This window comes from Spiroplasma endosymbiont of Cantharis rufa, from assembly GCF_964019665.1.
Lineage (GTDB): Bacteria > Bacillota_I > Bacilli_A > Mycoplasmatales > Mycoplasmataceae > Spiroplasma_A.
In genome coordinates this window covers 22,550-41,714 of sequence record NZ_OZ026459.1, presented here as the reverse complement: position 1 = coordinate 41,714, position 19,165 = coordinate 22,550, and the positions used below count along the sequence as shown (strand labels likewise).

Below are 19,165 nucleotides of genomic sequence, written 5' to 3'. Positions count from 1 at the left end.
TTTTTTAGTTATTTAGTTAATTTCTCTAACATAGTCTTAATTGATTCTATACTTTCATTTCATCATTGCAAGTCTTCCAGCTCTTTTATTTTATTTTCTTCAAATCTCTTTCTTTTTACTTTTGCTGGATTTCCAGCAACAATTGAGTAAGGTTCTACATTTTTTGTAACAACAGCTTTTGCTGCAATAATACTCCCATTACCAATCTTAACTCCTGGCATAATAGTTGCTCCATAGCCAATTCATACATCATGACCAATAATCGTATCTCCTTTACTTTTAAAAGGTTTGATGTTTTTTTTATTTACTTCAAATTCATCAAACATTTCAAAAGGATATGTTGATAATGAATTAATTCTATGATTAGCACCATTCATTAGAAATTTAACATCTTCTGCAATAGCACAAAAATTACCAATAACTAACTTATCTTTATGAACATTTGGAAAATGATATAAAATATTTCTATTTTGAAACTCTTTTGCTCCTTTTTCATTTTGAAAGCTATAAAAATAACTATATTCTCCAACCTCAATAGCAGCATTAGTAATGTAATCTTTAAGTAAATATATTTTTGATGATTTAGACATATAAAATTCCCTCTAATAAAAAAATGACCTTCAAGGTCATTATAAATTAATTCTTATTTCAAATCCACTGAAGCTCCTGCTTCGATTAATTGTTTTTTCATTTCTTCTGCTTCTTCAACTTTTACATTTTCTTTAATAGCTACAGGTAATGTTCCATCAACTAATTTTTTAGCATCCATTAATCCTAAACCAGTCATTTCTTTAACTAATTTAATAACTGAAACTTTGTTTCCTCCAGGACTTGTTAACATAACACTAACTTCACTTGGTGCTGCTGCTGCTGCTGCAGCTGGTGCTGCAACTGCTGCTGCAGCTACAACTCCGAAGTGATCTTCTATTGATTTAACTAAATCGTTTAATTCTGTTAATTTCATTTCTTCTAATGCTTTAATAATATCATCTTTTGTAATTGCCATTTTTGTTTTCTCCTTTTTTCTTTCTTTTATTTTATTGCTATTTGTACGCTTAATTGTTTTTTATTCTGCTTTTGTATTAGCTATTTCTTTTACAGTCAACATAAATTGACGTAATGGGTAAATAAGTGATGAAGCAAACATTGAGTATAACTCTTCTTTTGATGGAAGAGAAGCAATTTCATTTATTGCTGCCGTATCCATAACATTTCCTTCATAAATACCTGCTTTAAGAATTAGATCTGAATTTAATTTTGCAAATTCAGAAACTAATTTTGCTGGAAATAAAGCTTCTTCATCTGAAAATATATAAATATTTTGTTGTACTAAATATGAATCTAGTCCTTTAATTTTTAATTCTTCAGTTGCTCTTCTAAATAATGAATCTTTATAAACTTTAATAAAAATCCCTTTTTCACGAGCCTTATTTCTTAAGTCTGTCATTTGTGCTACAGTTAAATTTTTATATTCAGCAATTACCATACCTTTACAGTTTTGGATTCTGTCTGAAATTTCTTTAACTATCTCATTCTTTTTAGCATGAGCTGGTCTTGTGTTTGACATTATTAACAACCTCCTTTTTTTACTTTCGCATTTAAAATCAAAATAAAAACCTCAGATAATTTCCGAGGTCAATTAAAAATACAATAAACATTGCAAGCATTCTTACAATTAGTATATGTAATTTCATTCCTCGGTAACAAATTAAGGGATCAAATCCCAGTTACTTTCTTCGGTACGAATAGCACTTATATAATATCATATTTGTAGTCCTTGATGAGAATTTTTATTTTTTTAAATTATTAATTATTTTGTATTGTATAAATTTGATCAAGCTTTCTATATACAAACTCATAGCCCACTACATGTTTATTTGAGCCTTAAAGAGAGATTTATACTTATATTTAAAATTAGGATAAAATCCCTCTATCTGCAAGAGTAATTATATGAAGTTCTTGGATTTTAAGTAATCTAAATATTTATAGACAATATTTAAAGTTCTGCAAGTATGAATAATGTCTTCAATTATTAAAAAATTTTTATTCTCGACAATTGGTTTGTTACTTTTTTATAAAATTTAACTTCTCTTGTTGATCGAGTATCTAAGTAACTCTATAAAAAAATAAGCATTCATTTTAATTTGCATATTCAACTTTCTTGCTAATCTGCAAAAAAGAATACAGAGCTATTATGAATAAATATTAAGCTTATCTCATTTTCCTTAAATTGCTCATTTAATTAATTTGCTGACTTTTTTATTTATCTTTATTTCTCCTGTTTTGAAATTAATAATTTTAAATTATCTTTAATATACGCCATAGTTTTCTCCTAAAAAATTAGGAATTAATTAAAAAAACTATTTCTTATTAAACAACTTTTCATTAGTTTTAAATATTTTTAAGTTCTATCAATTGTCTTATTTGCAGCTTCATTATATCTTTCACCAATAAGTTCAATTTTATCAAGTCTTTTTTTAATCTCATTTAATTCTTCTTTAGTAAATTTAACATCAGCCCCTGTCAAATTTTCTTCCAATCTCTCAAGTTTTTTTGTACCAGGGATTGGAACAATTCATTCCTTTTGAGCTAAAACTCAACCTATTGCAACAGCTGCAGCTGTTGTTTTTTTTCTTTCCGCTAGTTCTTTTACAAATTCTACTAACTTAAGATTTTCTTTTAAGTATTCTCTATTTTGAAATCTTGGCATTGTCAGTCTAAAGTCTCCTGGTTCCAATTTAGTATTTAAATCAATACTGCCTGTTAAGAAACCTCTTCCCAAAGGAGAAAATGATACAAAACCTATTCCCAATTCTTCAAGTGTTGGTATTATTTCTTTTTCAGGGTCTCTTCAAAATAATGAGTATTCACTTTGTAAAGCTGTCACAGGAAAAATCTTATGAGCTCTTCTTATAGTATTTGCAGAAGCTTCACTTAGACCTCAATGTTTGATTTTTCCTTCTTTATGAAGTTGTTTCATAACTTCTGCAACTTCTTCTATTGGAGTATTTGGATCAACTCTGTGTTGATAAAATAAATCTATATAGCTCGTTTTTAATCTTTTTAAAGAACCTTCAATTGCTCTTCTTATATTTTTCTCACTACTATCTGTGCCTTTTCTTGTTCCATCTTCATTAAAACTAAATCCAAATTTTGTTGCAATAACAACTTTATCTCTAATAGATTCTAATGCTTCTCCTAAGATTTCTTCATTATCAAAAGGACCATATACTTCAGCAGTATCAAAAAATGTTACTCCCTTTTCATATGCTTTTTTAATAAAATTAACAGCTTCTTGTTTTGTTGGAAATGGTGGGAAGGAGAAACTAAGTCCCATACAACCCAAACCAATTTCAGAAACAATTAAGTCTCTTCCTAATTTTCTTGTTTTCAAAATATTTATTACCTCTCTTAATTATTTAACTTTTCTAAATATAAACTTTTTTTATACTCAATAAATTCAATTTGTTCATGAATATCTTTGAGTTTATTTAAAACAATATATTCTTGCTTCAATATCATTTCATATCTTTCTTTAATAGAGGAATCTCCTTTTTCAATAAAATCCAAATATTTCTTAATTTCTTTTAATGACATCCCTGTTTTTTTTAAACATAAAACTGTTTTTGGAAATTTTAAGTCTTCTTCAAGAATAAAGCGATAGTTATTTTTATCTCTTTGTAATTTTGTTATTAAACCTTGTGAGTCATAATATCTCAAAGCAGATTCACTAATTTTAAGAATTTTTGCAAGTTCATTTAAATATATCTTGTTCATGTTTGTCTCCATTTTCTAAAAGACTTACTTTTAAAGTGATCCCTTATTAAAAATTATAATTCATTAAAGTTACTTTAATGCAATAGAAATTCTAATTTATTTAAAAGTTTTTTATTTCAAACACATTACTTATAATATATTTTGCAGCTTTATCTACTCCTTTTTGGTGATTTTTCATAGCAAAAGAGTTTTTTGTAAATTCTAACATTTCAATATCATTTTCACCATCACCACTTGTATAAACGTCTTTAGATGAAAAGTTGTTAAGTTCTTGTATAACTTTAATACCATAGGCTTTTGAAACATCTTCTCTCATTATTTCAATAACATTTTTATGAGTTCTTACTGCTTTACATCCTTTTATTTTTCCTACTAATATTTTTTTAACTTCTTCTATTTCTGATTCTGCTAAGAAAAAATATAATAAATTTAAATTCTCTGAGTTTAAAATATCATAATTTCCTTGTTCAAAATTATTGTGTGTTGAAGCATATTTTTTTAAAAAAGCATTACCATAAACCTCAGTTTGATTAACTTTTGAATAACTCATTCTCTTATCTTTTAAACAATATCCTAAAACATATTTTTCTTTTAGACTATCAAAAATATTTATTATTTCTTTTCTTGATTCCATTGGAATTGATGCATTTGCAATTACTCCCTTACCATTTTCATATATAACAGCACCATTATTGCAAATCATATAATCATATGGTATTTTAGCTTTTTCTAGTACTGGTTGAATTTCATGTTCCATTCTTCCTGTAGCTATTGCAAATTTATTTCCCTTATTAATTCAATTTTTAATAAACTCTAAATCTCTTGGGTCAATATAATCATTGTGTGTTAAATTAATTGTTCCATCATAATCTGAAAATCATCATTTCATAGTTTTATATTCCTTTCTTAATTATTATAAAATAAAAAAATAAAAATCTCACAAATGTGAGATTTTTACTAACTTTCAATAAGCACTTTAATTCCAGGTCCCATAGTTGTTGAAAGAGATATATTTTTAATATATGTTCCCTTTACAGCTGCTGGTTTTGCTTTTTTTATTACATCTAAAATAGCTGTATAGTTTTTCATTAAATTATCTTCATTAAATGAAACTTTTCCTAATATTGAGTGAACATTTCCCTCTTTATCAGTTCTATATTCAACTTTACCTTTTTTAATTTCATCTAATGCTTTTGCAACATCCATTGTTACTGTTCCTGTTTTAGGATTAGGCATTAATCCTTTTGGTCCTAAGATTTTACCAATTTTACCTAATTCAGCCATCATTTCTGGTGTTGCAACAATAATATCAAAATCAAATCAATTTTCTTTTGCAATTTTTTGAATTAAATCTTCTGCTCCTACAAAATCTGCTTTTGCATCTTCAGCTTCTTTAATCTTCGTTTTTGTTAGAACTAAAACTTTTTGAGTTTTACCAGTTCCACCAGGCATTACAATAGCCCCTCTTATTTGTTGGTCTGCATGTCTTGGATCTACATTTAAGTTAAATGCAATTTCCACAGTTGAGTCAAATTTAGTAACTGAAGTTTCTTTTACTAATTTAATAGCTTCTACAATTGGGTATAGTTTAGTTTTATCAACTTTTTGGTTAACAGCTTTTAATTTTTTACTTAATTTTGCCATTATTATTTACCTTCTTTTTCTGGCATTCCAGTAACTTTAATACCCATGTTTCTTGCTGAACCTTCAATAATTCTCATTGCTGCATCAATTGTATTTGCATTTAAATCAACCATTTTGTACTCAGCAATTTTTTTAACGTCTTCTACTGTAATAGTTGCAACTGTTTCAGTTCCTGATTTTGATGATCCCTTAGCAATTCCTGCAGCCTTTTTTAACATAAATGCTGCTGGAGTAGTTTTTAAAATGAAGTCAAAAGATTTATCATCATAAGCTGTAATAACTACAGGCACTACTTCTCCAGCTCTATCTTTAGTGGCATCATTAAATTGTTGTGTGAATTGAGGCATGTTAATTCCAAGTGAAGCTAACTCTGCACCTGGTTTTGCTTGCATTGCCATAAATTCTAATTTTGCTATACGTGTGATTCTTTTTGCCACGAACAACACCTCCTGTTTTCGCTGTGGTCCTAACGTAATGATAGGCATTTGCTTATCTTACTTCCACAATTAAAATCTGCCATAATTAATAATAACATAATTTAAAAGTAAAATAAATCTCTTTTTACTAAATAAGATTTATGGTTTCTATAACAATTTGCTCTAGTGGTACATCTTCATGAAAACCATGTGTTGTTGTTTCACTATTACTAATTTCCAATGCAACTTTCAAACTTTCTTCATTAGATAACTTTCCAAACGATGCATATTGTCCATCTAGAAAACTTGCTTCTCCTGTTACAATAAAAAATTGACTATTTGCACTATTCATATCATTTGTTCTTGCCATTGATAAAACTCCAGGAGTGTGCTTTAAAGTAGTTGTATTCTTATTTCATCCATTAATTGAGAACTCTCCCTTAATTGGTTTTAAACCACCCTTTTCATTCATTTTAATATCCATTCCACCACCTTGAATCATAAAATCTTTTATAACTCTGTGAAAAACTAGACCATTGAAATATTTATCTTGAATTAAACTCACAAAATTTTTAACTGTAAGTGGCGCTAAATCAGGAAACATTTGAGCTTGCATTTCTCTACCATCCCCTAAAATTATTTCAAATTCTATTATTTTCATACATTTTTACCTCATAAAATAATAATACAAGAAAATAAAAGAACTTTGTATAAACAAAGTTCAAATTAATCAATATATGCTTTTTCTAAATTTGAAAATTCAAATTCTGTTTGCGTAATTCTCCCAAACAATTCAATATTAACAACGGCAATTCCTTTTTCGAAATCCATATCCATTACTTGTCCTTCGGTACCTGCAAAAGGACCATCTTTTACTCTAACAACTTCCTTTGTATTGAATTTCGCAGTAAACAACACTTTTTCTTTTTTAGGTTGATTTGCATTACCTTTTGATGTCTTTTCGCTTTTATCTTGTTGACTATTTTGTTCTAACATTCTTGAAACTTCTTCAACTGTTAATGGTAAAGGTTTTGCACCTTTACCTGATGAACCAATGAAACCAGTTACTCCTGGTGTATTTCTTACAATAAATCAAGTTTCATCAGTCATATTCATATTTATGAACAGATATCCTGGAAATTTATTTTTTTCATTAATTTTATTATTTTTTCCTACAACAGGTCCTTTTGAAATTCTAATATCGAATATTCTATCCTCTAATCCTGATGTTTCAATTTTTTGAAGTAAGTCAGTTCTAACACGATCTTCGTGTCCACTATTACAATTAATTACAAATCATTGTCCTTTATATGATGATAATTCATCTTCTAATTCAAATAAGCGTTGTTCCATGATAATCTCCTTTTAGATAATTTTAATAAGTTCAAATAAGCTTTGAAAACCTCAGTCAACAAAGAAAAAGAATACTCCAAAGATTGCAATAAATATTATAACTCATAGAAATTTAGTTCCCAAATTTTTTCTTGAAGACCATTGAATTTTATTTACTTCCTTCAAGAATTTAATAGGAGCTTCTTTTATAGCTAATTTATAGTTTATTTTTTCTTTTTCTTTTTTTACTTTTCTTTTTTTAGCAGCTTTGATTTTTCCTTCTTGTGTTCCATCATGCCCTTCAAACTCATTAAATAATTTAGTAAATTCCTCTTTTTTTTGTTTTTTTTGAGTTTTTTTACTATCTTTTTGAGTTTTTTTGTCCTGAATTTTTTTCAATTTTTCCTGAGCTTTTTGCTCTTTAGAATTATTTTTATCAGACATTTTTATCTTGTCTCCTTATGTAAAACATGCGCATTACAAGTAATACAATGTTTTTTAATTTGTAGTCTTTCTCTCTGAGAAATAGTACTTTTTTGAATAGTATAATTTCTTGAAAGACATTCACTACAAACTAGTATAACCTTTTTTTTTGATTGTGGCATGAAAACACTCTCTTCTTTTCCTACATATTATATATTAGAAGTATCTTTAATAAAACCCTTAAAAAGACTTTTTAGTTTTTCTTTAAACTCTAAAAAATCTTTTCTTTTAATCTTTAATTTCTCAATAATCTCTTTTTGGCTATATCCTTTATACAGCATTTTTGCCATATTTGCCTCTATTGTTGCACACTCGTACTTAATAAAATTTTTTAAAGTTTCTCTTATATAAAGATTTTTTTGCTCATCATTATATTTTTGTAAAGAAAATCTATCTATATCTCTATCTATAAAAGTTTGGCCTTCTTCTGTAAGTCCACTTCTAAATGAGTTTATTATTAATAGAGTAATTTTTCTTTTATCTCTTTTAAGATACTTTGCGTAATCTAAGATACGTCTTTTTATTATAAAATTTGCATAAGCTAATAAGGGTACTTTTCTATTTATATCAAATTTGTTTTTAATCTCTTTAATAGCAAAAAAAACATGAGATGTAAAATCATCTTTATCCAATTGGAGATAACCTAACTTAATATGTTCTGTATTGATAATTTTTATTACGGATTTTTGAAAATGTAGTAATTCCTTTTCAGAAATATCATTTCCAAATTCTATTCTTATACTTTCTTTAATTGCGTCTACCGCGCCATATTGATTTGGCATTTGTTTTTCCTTTCAAAATCTATTTTTTAGATAATTCAAAAAGGATTATTCCTGCTGCAACAGAAACATTTAACGAGTCAATCACGTTATTAGTTTCAATTTTAAAAGTAAAATCAGACATTTCTATGATTTTACTTCCAATTCCATTTCCCTCATTCCCTAAAATTATTACTGACTTATTATCAAAATCAATTTCCCCAATGGATTTACTATTCTCACTTAAATGAGAACTATATATCCAAAATCCCCTGTCTTTTAGACTGCTTATTGCAGACTTAAGATTACTAACTTTGATGATCGGTACATTGTAAATTGTTCCTGCAGACGCTTTCATAACTGATGGTGTAACTTGAACTTGATTGGATTCTTGTATAATAATTCCATCAACTCCAAAAAGACTAGCTGTTCTAATTATTGATCCAAAGTTTTGTGGATCTTGTATTTTGTCTAAAATTAAAACCTTTTGTTTTAATTTTGAATTATTATAGAAATCCTTTAATTCAAGATAATTGAAGTCTCTTACTTGTGCAATTATTCCTTGATGATTGACTCCCTCTTTTATTAGTGAGTTAAACTCTTGCCTTTCCAAAGAATGTCATTCCAAATTATTTTGTCTTATTATACTAAAGACCTCTGGATTAAATGAGTTTCCTTTTAAAATAAAAACTTGCTTAATTTCAATCAAGAAGTTTCTTATTGTATTTTCAACTGCATTTTTTCCATAAATATAGTTTTTCATTAAATGATATTCCCCTGTTTAAGAGTTTCTCTCAATTTATCTGCTTTGTCAAACTTTTTCTGAGAAATTAATAATTTTCACTCTTTTATTTTCTCAATGTCTTTTTCATCTAATTTTTTAATATTAAAATTAAATCCCAAGACCCTTATTATTTTTAATAATTTTTTATAAGTTAAATCAACTCTCTTATTTTTAATTTGAATATTAATATTTTTACACATTTCATCAATAAGAGAGATTATCATAGGTGTATTTAAGTCATCATTTAATAAAGACTCAAAATTTGTAATATATTTATATGAGTTAAAGTCCTCATCAATTGGAGTTTCATTTATTAAAACTATCTCTCCAATTGCCGTACCCCAATTAACTGTTTTTAATAGAACTTCTACTTTTGTAACTCAATCAATTGATTGGTTAATTAAATCTTGATTTATATTTAAAGGTTGTGTATAATTTGAGTTCAAAAATATATATCTTAGTGAATTAACTCCATTTTCCTCTAAATAATCCTTTACAAGAATTGTATTTTTTAGAGATTTAGACATCTTAATATCATCAATTGACAAGTGACCATTGTGTAGTCAGATATTGGATAACTCTTTTGAGTTTTTTGCCATATATTGAATTCTTTCATTTTCATGATGGGGGAATTTTAAATCTATTCCTCCAACATGAATGTCAATTGTTTCTTTAAAAAAATCATCTATTAAAAGTGCACATTCAGTATGTCATCCAGGTCTTCCAAAACCTCATTTAGATAATCATTTTTTACCAGTTTTAGTCTTTTTTCAAAGAATAAAGTCTTGAGGATTTTTTTTATTCTCATCTATTTCAATTCTTTCACCCATATTTAGATTATTAATATTTTGATTTGATAAAGCCCCATACTCACTTTTTCATTGACCAATATCAAAATAAACATTTCCTTTTTTTTCATAAGCAAACCTTTTTTTTATTAAATCATCAATAAAAAATAAAATTTCACTTATTTTTGAAGAAATTGGTGTTACTAAAGTAGGATTTTTTATATTTAGATTTTTAAGATCATTAAAAAAAGCATCCTTATATATTTGAGCGTGATCTTCTTCTGAAATATTTTGCTCAGCTGCCTTTTGAATTATTTTATCGTCAATATCTGTAATATTTAAAAGGTACTTATATTTTATTTCCTTATATTCCAAGTATCTAACAATAATATCAGTTAGAATTAATGGTCTTGCATTACCAATGTGAATATAGTCATAAACTGTTGGTCCACAAGTATAAATACAAAATTTGGGCACATTAATTTCAATAAATTCTCTTTTTAAAGAATCATATAATTTCATTTACTTTTACCTCTAGGTACATTATCTATCTCTCTTAATTAACGGAGCGACAGCTTTATATGTTAAATATAAAACTGCTGAATTAAATATTATTTTTAATGGTGCTTGAATAAGTCTTCCAATAAACATAGCTGTATATCCACCTTCTGATGGTATTCCTAAAAAACCAGCATCTCCTCAAGCTGAAATAACAGCTGTTACTAAATATTCTGAAGCCGTTGCAAAAAGTATTATTGGGAGTAATACATGCAATGTCTTCTTTTGCCCTCTAATGAGAAGAATAAAATAAATAACTCAAAATAAACCAAGACAAACAATTATTGAGCCTAAAAAAATTCACTTATAAACTTCCTTAGAAACTTCAAAACTTAAAATTTTTATTGATTCACCCTCGGGATATGCACTAATTACATATACAATAAAAATTGCAAACAATATTAAAAATAAATTAATTAAAGCTACTGGTACTCAATTATATCCTTTACCCAATCTTAAAAAACTTGACCCAATACCTGCAATAAAACCATAACAGATTATTACAATTATAAATGCAGGATGTATAAATGATGGTACAAAAATCATTACTAAGACTTCTGTTATAAGTGCTACTAAAACTCCAATAATTGGTCCAAAAATAAAACCAGTTATTTTTACCATAACACCTTCAAAGGCAATTCTAATTGGTGGAAATACAGTTATTGGCAGTGTTAATGAAATAACAACAGTAACACTTACATTTATAGCGGTAAACATTGTTATATAAGCAATGTTTTTTGTAGTAAATCTTATTCCATGATATCTTTCCTTAAGAACTCAATATGATATTGCATTGTAAAAGAAATAAACAGCAATAAAGAAACCTATAAATGCAGACATCGCATAGGCCATATTATTTCCCTCTAATAACCATTTACTAATGTTATTCATATTATTGCTCCTTAATCTTCTCAATAAATTTTTTCTTCATTATTATTTTCCAACATTAAGTTTATTTTTGAAAATGGTTTACTATTTTCAAATCCTCTTTTAAAACTAAATGGTGAGGGATGAGCAGAAAAAATAATTTTCTTCTCATTTTTACATACAAGACTATTATATAGTTTTTTTGCAAAATTTCCCCATAAACAATAAATAATATTTTCATTAAGATTATTAATCTCATTTAAAATTTTTAGAATTACTTTATTTCATCCCAAATCTTTATGAGAATTTGGTAAACCTTTTTCAACAGTAAGAGAAGAATTGATTAAGAAAACACCTTGCTTAACTCAATTTGATAAGTCATTATTTTGAAAGTGATCAATGCCTAGATCACTTTTTAATTCTTTAAAAATATTTTTTAAACTTGGTGGAGTTCTAACATTATTTGATACACTGAAAGCTATTCCATTTGCTTGCTTTTTACCATGATAAGGATCCTGTCCTATAATAATGACTTTAATATCTTTTGGCTTAATCAATTTAAACACTCTAAAAATATCATCTTTTTCAGGATATATATTTTCAAAACTTTCAATATTATTAAAAATACTTTCAATGTCCTTAATAATATCTTTAGCTGAAAATAAATCAACTCACTCTTTTGTTAATTCTTTTAGTATATTCATTATTTAAGTAACTTTTCATATTTTTTTCTAGAACTTTCTTCTCTTCTTTTGATTCTTCTTAACTCTTTTTTTTCTTTTTTAGAAAGAGAAATATTATCTAAATCTTCTAATTCTGCATCTCTTCTTGGAGTAGAAAATATTTCATCATCTTCATTAACAGGGCCTAAATCTATTACATTTGGATCCCTTTTTTTCAATATATTATTTTCAGGAATTAAATTATTTTGGTATATTTCTGATATTGCCTTTTTTTCAAATTCATCAGACTCATCATCACCAATAGTAATATTTTTACTTGTATCTGGTAAATCATCAAGTCCAAATACTTTTTTTTCTTCAGGAATTTGATCAATTATTTCTATTCCATTTTTTTGTTCTTGATGTTCTTTAATTAATTCACTAGCTACTTCACTTAAATACAAAGTTGGGGTTTCTTCAAAATCTGCATTAACTTCAGGTAAATCATCAATTCCATTAATTTTAACTTTTTTATTTTGCCTATCAATAAAATCCTGATTAACTATTTTTAAGTCATCTTCTAAATTAATATTTTGTTGCTCAATTTTACTTTTATTATTATTTTTAAAATTATTATAACTTATTAAGTCTTTATATGCAGAAACTTCCCCTAAACTATCATCATCAGTATTATTAATAAAAACTTTATTTTCTTGAATAATAGCTCCTAATTTATCCTCTTCAAACAAACTTGAATCAATTGAAATAGTATTATCATTGAATCCAAATTTAAAATCTTCTTCATTATTTTCTTCTAATTCTTGTTTATCTTCAAATTGAGATTCACTTTCAAATTCCTTTATATTTGCTTGTTCATATCTATCTTCAAATTCATTTATTTTCTCTTGCTTATACCTATCCTCAAACTTCTTATTAGTAAATAAATTATGTTTAGAATTTTCAATAACCTCATTCATACTTTGTTCATTGACATTTAAGAAGTTACTAATTTTTTCATTAGGTTCTTTAAAATTTATGTTATTAATTTCAGATTCTTTATTATTTTCAATATTACTATTTTTAGTATTTTTTAATTTATCAGAAATACTATTTACCTGACCACTTAAATTTAACAATTGATCAGAGAGATTATTTATCTGACCTGATAATATTTTAGATTTAGAATCCTCGTTACTTAATTTATTATTGTCATTATTATTTTGATTATACATTTGATTATTAAAGTTTGAAGAATCAGAAACATAACCACCATTTTGAAATGGTATAAAAGGTACACTACTTTGACCATTCATAATTCCAAAATTTTGTGTTGGCCCATTATATGTAGGATGCGAAGGTTGTTGCATATTTGGATATCCATAAGGTGGTTGTTGCATATTTGGATTATAAAAAGGTGGTTGTTGCATATTTGGATATGGCGATTGAATAAAGTTTTGCACAATACTTGGAATTTGACTTTTTTCACAATTTTGTTGAGGAATCCCATTTTGTACGTTGTTAACTGGTTGAGTGTTTGATCCTCTATTTTCATTTAAATATTTATTGGAAACACCATAAGGAGCTGATTGACCTAATTTTAATTGAAATGGATCTTCATGAATACCAATTTTTTTACTACTAAAATTGTTATCATATAAAAAATTATTTCTTTGAGGTTTTTGTCAGTTTGAAATAGCTCTATTAGTAGTTTTAATAAGAGATTGTATAAATTTATTTGCTTCCAATTCACCAATAAAAGATGCCACTATTTGATTTGTTCTTCCGTCAACTATATTAAAAAAATCATTTTCAAATTTTACATAATAATTCATAGTGACCCTCACCCTTCTTATTTTTTATTATTTATTAGGTCTATCTCTAGCTTTGCCTTTTGTAAATCTTTAAATATATCATCATTTCCAGCTCTAAAAATTTCTTCTTCAGTAAACTGATAAATGCTTGGTTCATATCAATATATAACTTCATCTGTTCTTTCTTTATTTTCGTTATCAAAACCTTTTTCTAATACTATTCCATTTAATTGATAACCCACAATCAAATTATCTAAAGTAATTTTTAATTTATAATTTCTATCTTGAGAATCTTTTTTATCTGCAGGAGCATTAAATAAAAAATCTATACTTAATTTTTGATCATTATCTGATTTTCCATAAATAAAAGTTCTTTGGTCATTTTCCTTTGAACCAACAACTTGCGCTTGCATTGTTTTCCCATCATTTGCAGTATAAAAAGTAACTCCGGTTGATATGTCATGTCTTGCTTCTACACTACCACCACTATACTCAATAAATTTTGCATCACTTTGAACAAAGTTGTTATCAAATTTTCCAGGCATTAATATACCATTTCTAAATTTTTCATCAACTTTATTTAATTGTGTATGTAATGTTTTAAATTGTGCTTGAGTCAAGCTGTTTACACCTAAAGCCTTTTTCATTTCTTCACTTCCAGAGTCTTTAATCTTTGTGTAAAGTTCATTTGCATTTTCATCAGTCATATTATAAATTTTCTTATCTTTGTAACTACTAAAACTAGCTTCTTCAAAATATTTTTTATGGTGACTATCTTCTCATTTAAGTTCAATATAATCTTTAAGATTCGTTTTATTTCCATCTTGATTTTCTTTAATTTTTTGAACCTTACCATCTTTATAATCTATCTCTGTATTCATTGTTAAAGCATTTGATGCTTCATATACTGAAGCATTTGATGCTGTTCACTTTTCATTTTCACTTATCTCAGATTTAGTAATACCTAAATTATAATTAATTTCAGTGAAGTTTGAATTTTTTGGAGCTTCATAATCTGTTTGAAAAGTTCCACCTGTATTATCAATAAATTCAATATATTCTTTTTCACCATCGACAAAAATATTTTCCAAGGCCATACCTAATCCTATTTCACCCAGGACTTTTTTTTGCTCTTCTCTTTTTTTAATGTTTGGATATTTAGTTTCACTAAAAGTTAAAGACTCCAAAATTAAATTAGCTAAAACTGGTAAAGTTGCTGCACTACCAAAAAGTTTTTGAAAGTTAACTTTATTATTAGCAATTTTAAATTCTTCCTTTTCATCAATTGTAATTTTTATTGGATTTGTTTCAATACCACAAGATACAACAGCTGATATACTTGGGGCAACAACTAATAATGAACCTAAAACCGATAATAATTTTTTCATAATTTAACCTCTTTTAAAAAAATCTTTACTATATTTTACCTTATTTGAAGGAAAAAAGCATTAGGAATTTTTAGACTGATCGATAAATTTACCATAACTTCTAAGAAAATTTACTTTAATAACTCCTGTAGCTCCATTACGATGCTTTGATATTATTACATCTGTTTCATCAGTCGGGTCTTCAGAAGCAAGACTATATTCTTTTGTTTTATAATATGCATCTCTATATAAAAACATAATTATGTCTGCATCTTGTTCAATAGCTCCACTATCCCTTAAATCAGACATTAATGGTGTTTTTTCTTCTCTCTTTTCAACACTACGAGATAATTGTGATAAACAAATTATTGGCATATTTAATTCCCTAGCTATTTTTTTCAAATGTCTAGATATAGTTGCCACTTCATTTTGTCTACTATCAAACTTATTCGACATTGAAGAAATTAATTGTAGATAATCAATAAAACAAATTTCTACTCCAAAATCTCTTTTCATTTTTCTAAGTTTTGATTGCAACTGTAAAACAGTAATACCCGGAGTATCATCAATAACAATATTCATATTTTTTATTTGCTCACCGCTAGCTGTAATTCTAGACCATTTTTCTGTTGTTAGCCCTTGAGCATTTCTTAATGAACTAGATTCTATACCTGAAATTGAACTTAATATACGTTGAACTAATTGCTCTTTTGGCATTTCCAAAGAAAAAAATGCTACACCCTTTTGTCTTTCTGCTGCATTCACTGCCAAGTTAAGAGCAAATGCTGTTTTACCCATTGATGGACGAGCAGCTAAAATTATAAAATCTCCTTTTTGTCATCCATTAGTAATTTGATCTAAATCAGAAAACCCTGATGGGACCCCATTTACTAAGCCTCCATTTTTTTCTAAAGCTTCAATTTTTTTAATAACATCAACTACAGTTTCCTTAACTTCGGTTGCATCATCTTTTTTAACATCCGTTTTTATATTAAGAATTTTTTGTTGAGCAATAACAAAAACTTCATCAATAGGTGATTTACTATCTCTTAATTGCTTAATATGTATTAAAGCTCTATCCAGTTGTCTTCCAATTGAATTTTTAAAAACTATTTCTACATAATCTTCAAAACCCTCATCTGTATAAAAGTAACCTGATACATCAGATAAATATGATACCCCTCCAATTTTTTCAAGTGACTTTTTGTCTTCTAAATACTCAGCTAGTTTTGTAATAGTTATATTTTGACTATTAATTGAAACCGTATTTATTGCTTCAAAAATAATTTGATGTTTTTCTAAACTAAAATCTTCTGAATTTAATTGAGTTAAAATATCAAAACTTGCTTTTGGTGAATGCATTGCTATTGCTAAAACTGCTTTTTCTGAGTCAATTAAAACACTTTCAATACTAATGTTCATATTTTCTTTCACTATTCTGTACCCTCTACAAAGACTTTTAGAGTGGCAATAATTTTAAAATCAAGCTTAATTTTTAAATAAAATAAACCAAGCTTATTAATATTTTCATGCTTCTCAAATTTTCTTTTATCTAAATCAATAAGAAATTCTTTTTTAATTCTATCTGTAATTTGAGAAAGTGAAATTGAGCCAAAAGGTTTCCCATTTTTTGTTTTTATTTTAAAATTTAATTGAATATCTTCAATCTTTAACTTTAAATTATTTATTTCAATTTCTTTCTCCTCTTTAATTTTTTCTTCTTTTACTTTTCTAACGTTTAAATGACTTAAATCACCTTTTGATGCAACAATTGCTAAGCCCTTTGGAATTAAAAAATTTGTTGCATATCCATCAGATACATTTACAACATCATCTTTTTTACCATAGTTTTTTACATCACTTAATAGAATTACTTTCATTTTTTTCACCTTAATAATTATAACAAATAAAAAACACCTTGTTGGTGTTTGAAAAATTATTATTGAACAACAAAAGGTAATAAACCCATTCCTCTTGCTCTTTTAATTGCAATAGCTAACATTCTTTGATGTTTGGGTGATGTACCCGTTACTCTTTTGGGCAGTATTTGTCCATTAGCTGATATAAATTTTTTTAAAAGATCTACATCTTTATAGTCAATATAATCAATATTATTTTTTGCAAAGAAATTAACTTTTTTTCTTCTTACAAATTTTTTCATTTTTTATTCTCCTTTTTTAGTCTTCTCATAAAATTGAATCATCATTTGATGATTTTGAATCGTCTATTAGATCAAAATCAAAATTATTTGATGTTTGCTGGGTAGATGATTTTGATTGGTTTGATTCAAATGAATTATTTGACCCAGATTGATTATTATTTGTAGTTCCAGTACCACTCAAAAATTCTATTCTATTAGCTCTCACTGTAACTATTTGTGAAAATTGGCCATTATTATTTTCTTGTCTAACATTAATAGAACCCTCAACAGAAATCTGAGCTCCCTTTTTTACAAACTTTGCAAGATTTTCTGCTGTTTTTTCTCATGCAAAACATGGTACAAATTGTGTAAATTGATTACCACCAGAAAATTCATTAACAGCCAATGTGAATGGAACAAAAGATTTACCATTTGATGAACTTCTAAGTTCAGGGTCCTTTGTTATTCTTCCAATTAAATTTATTGAATTCATTTAAATTCTCCTTCAAATATATTATGCAGCTTCTTTTTTAACCTTTGTTACTTTTACTTCTTTATCTTCAGTTTTAATAGCAACTTTTGGTTTTAATTCTTTTACTTCTCTATTAGTTTTTGCTTCACTAAATTCTTGTGAACTACTATTTTCATCTCTTCTTGGCATTCTTCTATCGAATCCTCTTGAAGGTTTTTTCTCTTCTTTAAATTTAGACATATCAGTTTTTGAAAATTTTGTTGATTGAATGTATCTTTTTTCATTTTCAGTATTAATCACTTGATATCTAACAACATTTTTATCAATTCTTGATACACGTTCAAATTCATTAATATTTGCAGAATCTGTTTCAGCTATTACAATAGTATAATAACCTTTCTTCTTTTTCTTAATCACATATGCAAAATCCTTTAAACCTCAGTCCTCTGATTCTAAAATTTTTCCACCATTATTAGTAAGTATGTCATGCAATTTTTTTTGTACAGCTTTAATATCTGTCACATCTTGATCAATGATATACATTATTTCGTATTTTCTAATCATATTCTATCTCCTTGTGGTCTTTTGGCCTAATTAAAGGCAAGGAGTTAATAAAAATTAACTCGCTTATTTATTATATAGTAAAAATTAATGTTTATTCAATATAGATTGAATTTATAAGGAACCTCATAAATCTTTTCTAAAAGTAATTTTTATATTACTTTCTTCACCATCAATAAATTTAACTTTATTACTATATTTTTCAATTAATTGACAATCATCAAAATTTTTATAGTTTTTTTTAGAATAAGCCCTTTTTATTATTTCAGTTTTAAAGCCCTGAGGTGTTTGAGTTTGAATATAAAAATCTCTATTAACAGTTTTTATTTTATTATTTTTAATGAACTTTAAGCAATTTATAACTTTTAATGTTGGAACTACGCAATCATAATTTTTTAAATTTTCTATAATTGATTGAATAAGTTTTTTAGACACAAAGGGTCTTGCTCCATCATGAATTAATACATAATTTTCTTTGCTTAACTCTAAACCTTTTTTGACAGATTCAGCTCTTGTATCTCCACCTTCAGCTAAAATAATTTTCTTATCCTTAATTAAATTAAAGACTTCCTTATTTGATACTAAAATAATCTCTTTAATTTCTTTAATATTATAAAAACTACTTATTGTTTTATTTATCAATAACTCATTTCCAATTTTAACTAACATTTTATTTTGTCCGAATCTTTCACTTGACCCGTTTGCAACAATAATTAAAGATATCATTTTTTTATCCCCAATCTAA

25 protein-coding genes and 1 other annotated feature are annotated in these 19,165 nt (G+C 26.5%); all 25 genes read right to left on the bottom strand.

The genetic code is table 4. The features are described 5' to 3' along the window. Positions 1–8: 8 nt before the first annotated feature. The 25 genes from AACL15_RS00225 to AACL15_RS00105 all read right to left on the bottom strand — a co-directional run bounded on the left by AACL15_RS00225 (position 9) and on the right by AACL15_RS00105 (position 19,146). Positions 9–590, bottom strand: coding sequence for a CatB-related O-acetyltransferase (locus AACL15_RS00225; protein ID WP_339034221.1), 582 nt, complete (start codon positions 588–590; stop codon positions 9–11). A 53-nt stretch (positions 591–643) separates the two neighbouring features. Beyond that, positions 644–1,006, bottom strand: coding sequence for a 50S ribosomal protein L7/L12 (gene rplL / locus AACL15_RS00220; RefSeq protein ID WP_339034219.1), 363 nt, complete (start codon positions 1,004–1,006; stop codon positions 644–646). Between the two features lie 60 nt (positions 1,007–1,066). Continuing rightward, the gene (rplJ, locus tag AACL15_RS00215; RefSeq protein ID WP_339034217.1) at positions 1,067–1,567 is read right to left on the bottom strand and encodes a 50S ribosomal protein L10; all 501 of its coding nucleotides are present in this window, start codon (positions 1,565–1,567) and stop codon (positions 1,067–1,069) included. Between the two features lie 34 nt (positions 1,568–1,601). Continuing rightward, positions 1,602–1,758 (bottom strand) — a sequence feature (ribosomal protein L10 leader region). Positions 1,759–2,401: 643 nt separating this feature from the next. Further along, positions 2,402–3,394 carry an aldo/keto reductase gene (locus AACL15_RS00210; protein ID WP_339034215.1) on the bottom strand — a complete coding sequence of 331 codons (993 nt, stop codon included), beginning with the start codon at positions 3,392–3,394 and terminating at the stop codon, positions 2,402–2,404. 17 nt (positions 3,395–3,411) lie between these two features. Next, the gene (locus tag AACL15_RS00205; RefSeq protein WP_339034213.1) at positions 3,412–3,777 is read right to left on the bottom strand and encodes a MerR family transcriptional regulator; all 366 of its coding nucleotides are present in this window, start codon (positions 3,775–3,777) and stop codon (positions 3,412–3,414) included. 100 nt (positions 3,778–3,877) lie between these two features. Beyond that, the gene (locus AACL15_RS00200) at positions 3,878–4,666 is read right to left on the bottom strand and encodes a Cof-type HAD-IIB family hydrolase (protein WP_339034211.1); all 789 of its coding nucleotides are present in this window, start codon (positions 4,664–4,666) and stop codon (positions 3,878–3,880) included. 68 nt (positions 4,667–4,734) lie between these two features. Continuing rightward, a complete protein-coding gene (gene rplA / locus AACL15_RS00195; RefSeq protein WP_339034209.1) occupies positions 4,735–5,421 on the bottom strand; it encodes a 50S ribosomal protein L1 in 687 nt (228 codons plus the stop codon). Positions 5,422–5,423: 2 nt separating this feature from the next. Further along, positions 5,424–5,858: a 50S ribosomal protein L11 gene (rplK, locus tag AACL15_RS00190; RefSeq protein ID WP_339034208.1), complete on the bottom strand. Its 435-nt coding sequence runs from the start codon at positions 5,856–5,858 to the stop codon at positions 5,424–5,426. Positions 5,859–5,985: 127 nt separating this feature from the next. Then, positions 5,986–6,498: a peptidylprolyl isomerase gene (locus tag AACL15_RS00185; RefSeq protein ID WP_339034206.1), complete on the bottom strand. Its 513-nt coding sequence runs from the start codon at positions 6,496–6,498 to the stop codon at positions 5,986–5,988. 65 nt (positions 6,499–6,563) lie between these two features. Beyond that, the gene (gene nusG, locus AACL15_RS00180) at positions 6,564–7,190 is read right to left on the bottom strand and encodes a transcription termination/antitermination protein NusG (protein WP_339034204.1); all 627 of its coding nucleotides are present in this window, start codon (positions 7,188–7,190) and stop codon (positions 6,564–6,566) included. A gap of 12 nt (positions 7,191–7,202) precedes the next feature. After that, complete coding sequence (gene secE / locus AACL15_RS00175) at positions 7,203–7,613, bottom strand: preprotein translocase subunit SecE (RefSeq protein WP_339029912.1); 411 nt, start codon at positions 7,611–7,613, stop codon at positions 7,203–7,205. A gap of 2 nt (positions 7,614–7,615) precedes the next feature. Next, positions 7,616–7,774, bottom strand: a complete 159-nt coding sequence (gene rpmG, locus AACL15_RS00170; RefSeq protein ID WP_020835970.1) for a 50S ribosomal protein L33 — start codon at positions 7,772–7,774, stop codon at positions 7,616–7,618. A 27-nt stretch (positions 7,775–7,801) separates the two neighbouring features. After that, positions 7,802–8,434 carry a hypothetical protein gene (locus AACL15_RS00165; protein ID WP_339034202.1) on the bottom strand — a complete coding sequence of 211 codons (633 nt, stop codon included), beginning with the start codon at positions 8,432–8,434 and terminating at the stop codon, positions 7,802–7,804. Between the two features lie 19 nt (positions 8,435–8,453). Then, positions 8,454–9,173 (bottom strand): 23S rRNA (guanosine(2251)-2'-O)-methyltransferase RlmB, encoded by a 720-nt coding sequence (gene rlmB / locus AACL15_RS00160; RefSeq protein ID WP_339034200.1) that lies wholly within the window; start codon positions 9,171–9,173, stop codon positions 8,454–8,456. Further along, positions 9,173–10,504: a cysteine--tRNA ligase gene (gene cysS, locus AACL15_RS00155; protein ID WP_339034198.1), complete on the bottom strand. Its 1,332-nt coding sequence runs from the start codon at positions 10,502–10,504 to the stop codon at positions 9,173–9,175. The genes rlmB and cysS overlap by 1 nt, the downstream gene beginning before the upstream one ends. Positions 10,505–10,525: 21 nt before the next feature. After that, positions 10,526–11,431 (bottom strand): hypothetical protein, encoded by a 906-nt coding sequence (locus AACL15_RS00150; RefSeq protein ID WP_339034196.1) that lies wholly within the window; start codon positions 11,429–11,431, stop codon positions 10,526–10,528. Positions 11,432–11,442: 11 nt separating this feature from the next. Beyond that, positions 11,443–12,111: a uracil-DNA glycosylase gene (locus AACL15_RS00145; protein WP_339034194.1), complete on the bottom strand. Its 669-nt coding sequence runs from the start codon at positions 12,109–12,111 to the stop codon at positions 11,443–11,445. Further along, a complete protein-coding gene (locus tag AACL15_RS00140) occupies positions 12,111–13,901 on the bottom strand; it encodes a hypothetical protein (protein ID WP_339034192.1) in 1,791 nt (596 codons plus the stop codon). The genes AACL15_RS00145 and AACL15_RS00140 overlap by 1 nt, the downstream gene beginning before the upstream one ends. A gap of 17 nt (positions 13,902–13,918) precedes the next feature. After that, positions 13,919–15,268: a Vmc-like lipoprotein signal peptide domain-containing protein gene (locus tag AACL15_RS00135; protein ID WP_339034190.1), complete on the bottom strand. Its 1,350-nt coding sequence runs from the start codon at positions 15,266–15,268 to the stop codon at positions 13,919–13,921. Between the two features lie 60 nt (positions 15,269–15,328). Further along, entirely contained in the window at positions 15,329–16,681 is a 1,353-nt protein-coding gene (gene dnaB / locus AACL15_RS00130) for a replicative DNA helicase (RefSeq protein ID WP_339034188.1), read from the bottom strand. Then, the gene (gene rplI / locus AACL15_RS00125; protein WP_339034187.1) at positions 16,681–17,127 is read right to left on the bottom strand and encodes a 50S ribosomal protein L9; all 447 of its coding nucleotides are present in this window, start codon (positions 17,125–17,127) and stop codon (positions 16,681–16,683) included. Before rplI ends, dnaB begins: the two co-directional genes overlap by 1 nt. A 59-nt stretch (positions 17,128–17,186) precedes the next feature. Then, a complete protein-coding gene (rpsR, locus tag AACL15_RS00120; RefSeq protein ID WP_053945715.1) occupies positions 17,187–17,408 on the bottom strand; it encodes a 30S ribosomal protein S18 in 222 nt (73 codons plus the stop codon). A 16-nt stretch (positions 17,409–17,424) separates the two neighbouring features. Further along, positions 17,425–17,880, bottom strand: coding sequence for a single-stranded DNA-binding protein (locus tag AACL15_RS00115; protein ID WP_339034186.1), 456 nt, complete (start codon positions 17,878–17,880; stop codon positions 17,425–17,427). Positions 17,881–17,901: 21 nt separating this feature from the next. Further along, positions 17,902–18,423: a 30S ribosomal protein S6 gene (gene rpsF, locus AACL15_RS00110; protein WP_339034185.1), complete on the bottom strand. Its 522-nt coding sequence runs from the start codon at positions 18,421–18,423 to the stop codon at positions 17,902–17,904. A gap of 111 nt (positions 18,424–18,534) precedes the next feature. Beyond that, positions 18,535–19,146, bottom strand: coding sequence for an IspD/TarI family cytidylyltransferase (locus AACL15_RS00105; RefSeq protein ID WP_339034183.1), 612 nt, complete (start codon positions 19,144–19,146; stop codon positions 18,535–18,537). Positions 19,147–19,165 lie beyond the last annotated feature (19 nt).